This is a genomic window from Streptococcus pseudopneumoniae (genome assembly GCF_001073085.1).
Lineage (GTDB): Bacteria > Bacillota > Bacilli > Lactobacillales > Streptococcaceae > Streptococcus > Streptococcus pseudopneumoniae_M.
The window spans coordinates 26,435-36,012 of the sequence record NZ_JVFV01000020.1 but is presented as its reverse complement, the minus strand read 5'-3'; the positions used below and the strand labels follow the sequence as shown (position 1 = coordinate 36,012).

9 protein-coding genes and 1 pseudogene are annotated in these 9,578 nt (G+C 38.7%); 4 read left to right on the top strand and 6 right to left on the bottom strand.

All coding sequences use genetic code 11. The features are described from left to right. The 3 genes from ADH90_RS04185 to ADH90_RS04175 all read right to left on the bottom strand — a co-directional run. Positions 1 to 1,065: FtsX-like permease family protein (locus ADH90_RS04185; protein WP_049530094.1), on the bottom strand; the 1,065-nt coding region annotated here is incomplete at its 3' end. Positions 1,066 to 1,068: 3 nt separating this feature from the next. After that, complete coding sequence (locus ADH90_RS04180) at positions 1,069 to 1,749, bottom strand: ABC transporter ATP-binding protein (RefSeq protein ID WP_049530093.1); 681 nt, start codon at positions 1,747 to 1,749, stop codon at positions 1,069 to 1,071. Next, positions 1,746 to 2,321 carry a TetR/AcrR family transcriptional regulator gene (locus ADH90_RS04175; protein ID WP_049530092.1) on the bottom strand — a complete coding sequence of 192 codons (576 nt, stop codon included), beginning with the start codon at positions 2,319 to 2,321 and terminating at the stop codon, positions 1,746 to 1,748. The genes ADH90_RS04180 and ADH90_RS04175 overlap by 4 nt, the downstream gene beginning before the upstream one ends. Before the next feature lie 314 nt (positions 2,322 to 2,635). Here ADH90_RS04175 and ADH90_RS04170 point away from each other — a divergent pair, with 314 nt between their 5' ends. Together ADH90_RS04170 and ADH90_RS04165 are read left to right on the top strand one after the other, a co-directional pair. After that, positions 2,636 to 3,499 carry a DUF6287 domain-containing protein gene (locus ADH90_RS04170; RefSeq protein ID WP_049530091.1) on the top strand — a complete coding sequence of 288 codons (864 nt, stop codon included), beginning with the start codon at positions 2,636 to 2,638 and terminating at the stop codon, positions 3,497 to 3,499. A gap of 175 nt (positions 3,500 to 3,674) precedes the next feature. Beyond that, positions 3,675 to 3,980, top strand: a complete 306-nt coding sequence (locus ADH90_RS04165; RefSeq protein WP_049530090.1) for a hypothetical protein — start codon at positions 3,675 to 3,677, stop codon at positions 3,978 to 3,980. Positions 3,981 to 4,026: 46 nt separating this feature from the next. Here ADH90_RS04165 and ADH90_RS04160 read toward each other — a convergent pair whose 3' ends face one another. Further along, positions 4,027 to 5,688, bottom strand: a complete 1,662-nt coding sequence (locus tag ADH90_RS04160) for an N-acetylmuramoyl-L-alanine amidase (protein ID WP_049530089.1) — start codon at positions 5,686 to 5,688, stop codon at positions 4,027 to 4,029. Between the two features lie 126 nt (positions 5,689 to 5,814). Beyond that, positions 5,815 to 6,168, bottom strand: coding sequence for a DUF3397 domain-containing protein (locus ADH90_RS04155; protein ID WP_065427200.1), 354 nt, complete (start codon positions 6,166 to 6,168; stop codon positions 5,815 to 5,817). A gap of 251 nt (positions 6,169 to 6,419) precedes the next feature. Here ADH90_RS04155 and ADH90_RS04150 point away from each other — a divergent pair. Together ADH90_RS04150 and ADH90_RS04145 are read left to right on the top strand one after the other, a co-directional pair. Then, positions 6,420 to 7,670 (top strand): annotated as a pseudogene (locus ADH90_RS04150) (dicarboxylate/amino acid:cation symporter). A 14-nt stretch (positions 7,671 to 7,684) separates the two neighbouring features. Beyond that, a complete protein-coding gene (locus tag ADH90_RS04145) occupies positions 7,685 to 8,626 on the top strand; it encodes an ATP-grasp domain-containing protein (protein WP_049530087.1) in 942 nt (313 codons plus the stop codon). Positions 8,627 to 8,693: 67 nt separating this feature from the next. On the opposite strand, the gene ADH90_RS04140 is transcribed toward ADH90_RS04145, so the two are convergent. Next, positions 8,694 to 9,557 (bottom strand): YihY/virulence factor BrkB family protein, encoded by an 864-nt coding sequence (locus tag ADH90_RS04140; protein WP_049530086.1) that lies wholly within the window; start codon positions 9,555 to 9,557, stop codon positions 8,694 to 8,696. Positions 9,558 to 9,578: the final 21 nt, after the last annotated feature.

The window sequence follows — 9,578 nt, the reverse complement described above, 5'->3', positions numbered from 1 at the left end:
AGCAAAACCGATCAAAGTCCAGAAGCAAACATTCCCATCAAAGTGATGCTCAATCTTTTCAGGAACCGTATCTTTGATCACACCGATCAAGATTTCCATGATACTGTACTGATAAGCCGTCCCAAGAACAAATCCTAGATAGGCCCAGAAACGATAGGGAGATAGGATATGACCTTGGCATTCACGATCTGTGTAGCCAAAAGCCTTCATAAGAGCCAAGGTTTCGCGACTTTCTGAGACGACAATCCCCAATGACAAAAAGAGAATAGAGAAAGAAAGGATCAAGCCAATCATGATCATCATGGTTTGGATGATGTCATCTGTGTAGTCCCTTAGGCCAAAGGACAATTGAACCATGGCCGCGAAACACATGGAGCCAAAGACCACAAAAAACAGGATCGATTTTCTCCCCCAAATCAGCGACGAAGACAGCTCTTTTAGGAAGGATTTTTCTTTCTTAGGAGCACTTTTTTTCCTTTTGACCTTAATCGGTGTTGGGGATTTTTTCAATAGGCGAAGGGCCGGAGTTTGTAGTTGTCTTCTAGCATAGCCAATTGCAAGAACCATAAAGAAAGTCGTTGGCAGTATCACTAAAGCGACCAAGAGCTGCCAGTGAAAATGAATGGTAATTTCTGGCAAAATCCCCCTCTCATTGCGAAAGTCATAAAAATGTCCCATCATGAGAAAGGAAGCTAAATAGCCAAGAAGCGCTCCAACTCCAAAACTTAGTCCAAAAGCCCAAAATCGTTTAGCCAACTGGCCATTGCTATAACCCAAGGCCTTTAAAATTCCTAATTGTTCCTTGTGGTCATCGACAAATTGTTTGATATAAAAACACATGAGAAGGATCGATGTTAAGGACAAGACAACCCCACTGACCATGGCCACCATCCAGGAAAGCGAAACCTGGGCATCATAGTAGGTCTGAATCATCGGATTGGTTTTAGAAATCTCCAACTGCTCGATATCCAGGTAAAAATTCAAGAAGAGATTGGCCACAAATACGGCACAGGCCCCAATAATACTGACGACAACTAATTTTCGAATATCTTTTACTGAAAACATGGCTTACCATCCAATCTCATAGGCAGTCTGAGGCTGATCATTGGTCACAACTTCGGTGATATTGCCGCTATTGACACGAATGATGGTTCTGGCCATATCCGCAATATTTTGGTTGTGCGTCACCATGATGAGGGTAAAACCAAGCTTTTTCTTTAACTTCCAGATATAGTCGAGAATCTTGCGCCCCGTTTCTTCATCCAGGGCTCCCGTCGGCTCATCTAAGAAAAGAATCTCTGGCTTTTTGGCCAAGGCCCGAGCAATGGAGACTCTCTGTTGTTCCCCACCTGACAATTCACTCGGATACTTGTCCAGCTTATCGCCAAGTCCCAAATCCTCGATAATCTGCAAAAAATCATGATTGTCTGCCAGGTCAGCTCCCATCTTTACATTCTGTCTGACCGTTATATTCGGCAATAGATAATACTGCTGGAAAATAAAGGCAATCTTCTCACGTCTAAAGGCTGTCAATTGAGCATCCGTGAGTTGTGATAAATCTTGTGCTTGAATGAGGATATGCCCCTCGTCTACCTTCTCTAATCCTGACAATACGTTTAAGAGAGTTGACTTGCCTGATCCAGAAGGACCTAGGATAACTACATCATCCTGGTCTTGAATCTGCAAATCAATCCCTTTTAAGACCTTAGTCTGGCCGTAACTTTTGTGAACATTTTCTAGTTGAATCATTTCTTTCCTACCATTTCTTTGATGAGCGATTGACAAACCTCTGTCAGTAATCCAATTACTTCTTCCATGCTGAATTGATAAATACCAGAAGCAACCATAGAGGCCATCCCGTGTGAGTAGATAAATAGATGCTGGTACAAGCGACTAGCCTCCTCTACAGTCAAAGGATAGTCTGCGACAATCGAATCCAGAACCAATTGGTAACTATGATCCTTCATGGGAAGAAAATCTTGAAAGCGACGAATCGGATCTTTGCTAGGATTTTGAAAAAGCAATTGAAAGAGTTGGGGCTCTTTTGAGGCGAAAAGGATATAAGCAACCCCGACAGATCGAAAAGGCTTTTCATCTTCTAAGGCCTTGCGAATATACTCCACCACGATCATCTCCGCAGCACCAATAACCTCTGTCTGTAACTCGGCCATATTTGCAAATTGTCCAAAAATGACTCTTGGTGTTGCTCCCAGTTTCTCTGCTAATGCTCGAGCCGTCAAACTAGCCAAGCCCTCTTCTCTCACCAATTGTAAAGCTATCCCAATGATAGCCTCTTTACTAAATTTAACCTTTGGTGGCATAAGACTCCTTTCGCGCAACATTCGTTGCGCAACACTTGTTGCACAAAAGGATACCATAAAAATGAAAGACTTGTCAAGAAAAAACTGTAAAACACAAAACAAAAAGGGAATATTGAATAAAGTAGATTCGATTGATTTACTCTTCAGTAATATTCAAAAAAGTTTCTATAAAATTTTTTTATCTGTATTTGAAGAGTGGTATACTCTATGTGATAGATTACCTTTATTCAAATATTATAGATTGCCATCAGAAAGAGTAAAACTACAATAGCTGATTAGAATCATCAACATTTATTAAAAAGAGGAGGAGTATCATGAACAAGAAAGAACGGATGAAACATGTTGAGAAGACCCACGGTCGAAAAGGAGCTTCATCTAGATTGGCAGAAGCCTCCTCTACAACTAAAAATATAAAAATGTATATTAGTCTTGCTTTAACAGCTCTAGTTATAATCATTGTTGCTAGTATCTTTTTAAATTCACCTAATCTCAAGCAAGAAGCAAATCAAACTTCTTCCTCATCTAAGACTGAAGAGACGACAAGAAGTCAGGAGAAAGAGGACGATAAGGCTAAGGCAAAGGAAGAGGAAATTCAAAAGCTAAAGGAGCAATTGGCTGATTTGGATACCAAGATCTCAGAAGCAGAGCAGCATGTTAGTCAATTAAAAAAAGAAGCTTCTGTTCCCAAATTAGATATTGAAGCCCTCAGAAATAATGATTTATCAAGTTTAGAGGGTACTTGGCGGACACAGTCTGGTAATGAATATGTCATTAATGATTCAGGGGAAGTCCAATCTTCTTGGATATACAATGATCAAAAGCATGAGTCTATTGTTGAATTGAAAGTATCAAAAAGTCAGAATGATCGCAACCCAGAAACAGTAGCCCTTGGTGCTTGGGCAAAAGGTTCTCAGGCGGGAGGGTTTGTGGTAGTCGTTGTACCAAGTGGTGTTGTCATGGAACCTGGTGGTGATGGTAAAATAACAGACAATTCCAATCACACTGAGGATAGACTCTTTTCAGGACAACAATATGAAGGAATGTTGATGCATCCAGAAAATGTTTACTATCGTGTTAAACCAGATACGAGCCAATTAGAATCAGAAGAGAAGAATTTAGCAAAATTGAAAGCTGATCGTGATGCCATCAAATCAGCTTTAGAGTCTAAAGAAAAATAAAAAATGAATGAAAAGAAGCCAGCAATGGCTTCTTTTTTAGAAAAATTCTGCCCACATAGTCTATCATGTCTGCCATATAGGCAAAATCTATTGTGGACTATTTTTATTTCTGTTATAGTTGTAATTGTTAAAGGGAGATAAAACTTCCTTACAAAATAGAAAATGAGGTCGTATCATGAAAAAAGTAGTAGGTATCGGATTTTTAGTCGTTGCAGCAGCAGTCTTGTATTTTGGTTTAGTTGGATGGCCAAGTTTGGATGTTAATATCTGGACCCTCTTTCCAGTAGGTTTATTCTTATTCTTTACTCTTGAGAATTTGGTGAAAAAAGATTACAAGGCCAGTCTCATGAGCTTGATGATTGCCTTTATCATCGCCAATGCCATTCTTGATATCTTGCCACTTTCAAGCGGTTTGGTTATCGGTGCTGGAGTCTTGGCTTGCGTTGGAATTGGATTTCTTTTTCCTGAAGCCAACAAGTAAGAAAAATAATACAAAAAAATCTCGAGATTTTCTCGAGACTTTTTCTTTATTGACCTGCGTAATATTTTTGAATCCCTTTTACAATACCTGCAACCAATCTGTTTTGGTAGGCATCACTGCGGACTTGTTGATTCTCATTGAAATTGTCAATATATCCCAATTCCAATAGAACGGCTGGTTTATTAGTTTCTCGAAGGACAGCAAAGCTCCTTCGTAGACGACCTGCATCCTTAGCACCAGTTTCAGCTAATAGTGAAGAGTGGATGTCTGCCGCAAGTCGATTACTTTCACTGATACGGTCAGGATGGTTATGCCAGTATTGGTTAATCTTAGAAGGATAACTAGAGTCTGCTTCATAAGAATAAGTCTGAATCCCAGCCGTATTTGAAGCAGGGCTACCACTAGCATTGAAGTGAATACTGATAAAGATATCTGAGTCAGTATTATTAACCATTCTTGAACGTTCGGTGACATAGTCTACAAAGACATCACTGTCTCTTGAAGAAAGAACTGTATAGCCAAGTCCCTCGAGTTCCTTGCGAAGTTTCTTGTAAACTTGCATAGTGAGGTCTTTTTCATTAGTGTTATAGTAAACGGCACCAGGGTCTTTACCACCATGACCTGGATCTAGGAAGATGATATTGTTGTATTTCCCTTTTTCAAACCCGTGGCTTGTAGAAGCTTCGCCAAGCCATTTTCCATCACTTTGAAATTGCTGGTCTTTTCCATCGATTTTATAGGTCCCTGTAACATAGACTCCATTTTCATCTACATAGTAGCGGGCTTTATAGTAGCTGTCGTCAATCCATTCGCTCTTAGCCATGTAGCCACCTGCCTTGAGGTAGTAGGAGCCAATCCATTCACGTTCTGCGTAAGCACCACCAGATTTCAAGTAGAACCAGCTATCATAGTTTTTATCGAAAATCCATTCTTTTTCAGCCATGGCCCCGCTAGCTTTTAGGTAGTAGCTACCTTGCCATTGGTTGCTTGCCATAGTAGCATCTTTGTTAAAGTAGTACCAGGTACCACTGATTTTATCCCACTTGTTTTTGATTAATTTACCAGAAGCAAGGGCATAGTACCATTGTCCATCTTGTTTTACCCAAGAACTCTCAGCCATGGCACCACTATTGGTAAACAGATAGTCGTCAAAAATTGTGTTGCTGAGCATGACTCCGTCTTGATCAAAATAGTACCAGACACCACCGATTTTTTCCCATTTTTGTTGAGAAATTTTTCCATAAGCGTTAGCGTAATACCATTTTTCTTGGAGTTTACTCCAACCAGAATCGACCATTGCCCCACTACTAGTAAGGATATATCCATCAAAAATAGTATCACTCAGCATGATTCCATTTTTGTTGAAGTAGTACCATTTCCCGTGGATTTTTTTCCAGTTTAGAACAGGGGCATTGTTTTCATAGAAACGCCAGTGGTTTTCCTCTAATACCCAACCTTCTTTTTGAACTTCTGGAGTCTTGTCTTCTTCTTTCTTAGCTGGATTTGTCGTTTGATTGGCATTTGCTTCAGTTGAAGGTTCAGCTTCCTTGGCAGGAAGACTGTTTTTCTCCACTTTGTCAGTAGCGGTTTCACTGTGTGTTGTTTCTACTGGGGTTGACTGTGCTTGGTTTTCCTCAGCATAGCTAAGGTTGGTTGTTAGACCAAAAACTGAAAGCGTAATGGCGCTTGCCAAGAGCGTTTTTTTCACTTGATTTATCTCCTATACATTTTTTATAATCTTTTTTAAAAATCTCATTAGAAAAGCGCCTCAGACGGAACATTTAGTGACCAAGATCAAGATCGAGGTGCTGGTGGACTGTATTGCTATAGCTGACTATTTCATCATGAAAATTTGAACAATCATGATAATATAGATGAGCAGTGTTAGTAAAAATCCAGCTCGCCAAAAGAATTTAATAAATTTTGGATAATAAAAACTACGTTTTTTATTTAAGAAGAAAAAGACTAACACAATTGCTAGTATTGATAAGGCCGTTCCCAATACTGGAAGTTGATTGTGTGTGAACATCTTAGCCGTAATCAAATAATATTCAAAAATTAGAAAAGGAAAAGCTAAATCAGCAGCATTGATGCCCCTTTTCTTTAACTTAAAGAGTCTGCTTAAAATAATCGCCAGAGCTAAGGTTAGTACCAAAAGCAAGATGGAAGCAAGTTTCATTAAAATCATACCATTATTGTATCATAAAATTTTGAGAATAGAAAAGTAAATTCCTTGATTTATCACTGTTTTAGCAAAAAATCATTGGTAAGAAACAGATTTTATAATTCCTGCTTGATCAGAATGAATCATGTGTTTGCTACGATTATAGTTTGAACTCTCAATATAAATCTTTTTTATGGTGACCATAGAAAATATATATTAGTCAGAAGTGAAGAATAGTAGTAGAATGAGTAGCAAATAAAACAAAGGAGTTTCTTATGAAATTAGTTACGTTATGGTCAAAACTCTCACTAGGTATCCAATTATTGGTGGCTTTGGTCTTGGGTGTTATTGCTGCAGTCATCTGGCCACAATTTGCAGGCTTTTATCAATTTTTAGGACAAGCCTTTATTAAATTGATCAACATGGTCATCATCCCATTAATTTTCCCAACTATCGTTGTTGCAGTAGCCGGTGTTATCGGGAAAAAATCTTTTGGAAAAATATTGACCAAGAGTTTGGTTTAGTTTTTCGCAGTAACAACTGCAATTACTCTTTTGTTTGTATTTGCTAGTTACTATTTAGGATTTGGTCAAGGAGTGAATATCGGTCAAAATGGTGGGAACCTTGATGGAATTGCCAATAATGTCAAATTTAGCGAATTTTTGCTTGGTTTCATTCCATCAAATATCGTTAAATCTCTTTCAGATGGCGCTCTTTTGCCATTTATCGTGTTTGCTATCTTTCTTGGTTACGGAATTGGGAATCTTAAATCAGAGAAATCTCAGAAAATTATCGAAGGTTTCCAAATCTGGATTGAGGCCATCTACAAGATTGTTGCAGTGATTATTAAACTATCACCGATTGGAATTTTTGGATTTATCGCTAAAGATGTTGCAACTACTGGTGTTGACAAGTTGATTGGGCTTGGCCAGTTTGTAATTGGAACTTACTTGGCTTACGCTGTATTGGTTCTGCTTATTTTCCCTTTGATTGCTTTCTTATTTAAAGTACCGTATTTGTCAGCCTTTCGTGAAAATTGGAGTCTCTTGACTCTGGCCTTTGTTACGGGTAGTTCTAGTGTTGTCTTGCCATCCCTTCTTAAAGATTTGAAAAAACAGGGCCATGACGAGCATACAATTGATTTAGTTGTTCCTTTAGGATATACTTTTAACTTAGAGGGAGCAGCAGTTTATTTCTCAGTAGCGACAATCTTTATCGCGCATGCCTACGGCATTCAATTTTCTTTATCAAGTCTCTTGTTTACTGTTTTACTCTTGACCTTGATTGGAAAAACTGCAGCAACTGTGCCATCAGGGGCTATCGTGGTTCTATTAGCAGCAGCACCTCAATTGGGCTTACCAGTTGAAGGAGTCGCCTTGATCTTTGCAGTTGATTTCTTTGTCAATGCTGGCCGTACTATGATCAATGTTTTGGGTCAAATCTTAACAGTCAGCGTTATTGAAAAAACAGAAGGATATATTTTAGAAGAAGAAAAGGAAAGCCAATTATCAGTCAGCTTTTCTTAAGGAGTTTATAAGTAATGAGTGAAGCAAAAGTTTATGTAATTCATGAGAATCTTGAATGGACTCAGCATTTGGTCAAATGGTTGGAAGAGTTAGAAATTCCTTATGAACTGTGGGATTTGTCTAGTGGAATTTTGGATCTGCAAAGTCCACCGCCACAAGGTATCTTTTACAATCGTATGTCTGCGTCTTCTCACACCAGAGGACATCGCTATGCACCAGAATTTACAGAGCAGGTGATTACTTGGTTAGAAGCACACGGACGCAAGGTTGTGAATGGAACAGGTGCTATCAACCTTGAAATCAGTAAAATCAAACAATATTTGAAGTTAAACGAGTCTGGAATTGAGACTCCTGCGACAGTAGCAGTTTTAGGCCAAGAAAATATCATTGATGCAGCAAGAAAATTGAACATCTATCCTTTGATTACCAAGCACAATCGAGCAGGTAAGGGATTAGGAGTTCAACTCTTCCAAAATGAAGAAGAACTTGAAGCCTATGTCAATAATCCCCTCTTTGAACCTTCAGTGGACGGGATTACCTTGCTACAAGCCTACATCAAACCAAGTGATGGACGTATCCGTCGTTCAGAGTTTATCAATCAAAAGTTTCTCTACACTGTTTCAATCGACTCTTCAGATGGTTTCCAACTTTGTCCAGCAGATGGTTGTCAAATCGGCAAGAGACCAGAACAACTAGAAACGTCTGAGAAATTCCAGATTACAGAGCCTCTACCAGATGGCCGAAGAGAAGCTTATGAGAATTTCTTGAAAAATGCTCAGATTGAAGTTGCGGCGATTGAATGGGTTCAATCAGAGAGTGGAGACATTTATGTCTATGATGTAAATACCAACACCAACTACAATCCTACCGCAGAAAAAAATGCCAATATTTTTGCTCACCAACATTTGGCTCAGTATCTAAAAACAGAATTGCAAGCCCTAACGAGTAGACAATAAAGTAGGAAATTCAAAAATCCCCCAGTATCTGATGACTGGGGGATTGATTTGTTTACTAGGTGAAAACTTATGGCTTTGCTTCAAAGTCAGGGTCTTTTAGGCTTTGAACACTGGCATTGATCACAGCACCGATAATTAATATCTTGGCAATAATTATAAACCAGAACATCATAACAACGACGACGATTGAACTGAAAAATCTGACGTCAACGAGATAATTGACATAATTGTTGAAATAGGCTGCAAAGATGTTTAATAAAGCAATCGTCGTAACTAGTACAAAGAGACTTCCAGGTATGACGTAGCGAATCTTACTTACTTTAACATTTGGTAGGAAATAATAGAGCATGATTACGATTGCAAAAAGAAAGGCATAAATCAGCGGACCCGTAAAATCTTGTAGATAAGAAAACAGAGCACTCTCAGATTTCCAGTAGTTTTTAAGCAAGTCCAATAACATATGGCCGAACATACTGAGGAATAAGGCAAGGGCAAAGAGAATTTGAAGGCCAAAGCTAACCAAGAGACTCATCAGCTGGTGTGAGATAATTCCTCTATTTTTTGCAACTCCATAGGCTTTATTAAAGGCCTTCTGAAGAAAATTCATGGATTTGGAGAAAGTCCAAAGAGCTGATAAGATAGCAAAACTTAGTAAACCTGTTGATGGTTGAGTCAGAACTTCTCTGACAATTTTTGCAACAACTTCATAGATTGTATCTGGTAAAAATTCCTTGATTGTTAATAGAAAGTTTGAGATGGGAATTTGAAAGTAGGGTAAGATATTGACCACTATCATGAGTAAAGGGAAGATTGAAATCAACCAATAGTAGGCAACAGCAACGCTAGTTAACTCACTATCGGAGGCTTGATAGTAGTGCAAAAAAGCTTTTAATAAGGGTCTATCAGTCAGCTGTTTCCACAACTTTTTCATTTTACAATCCTCCAGTTTTTC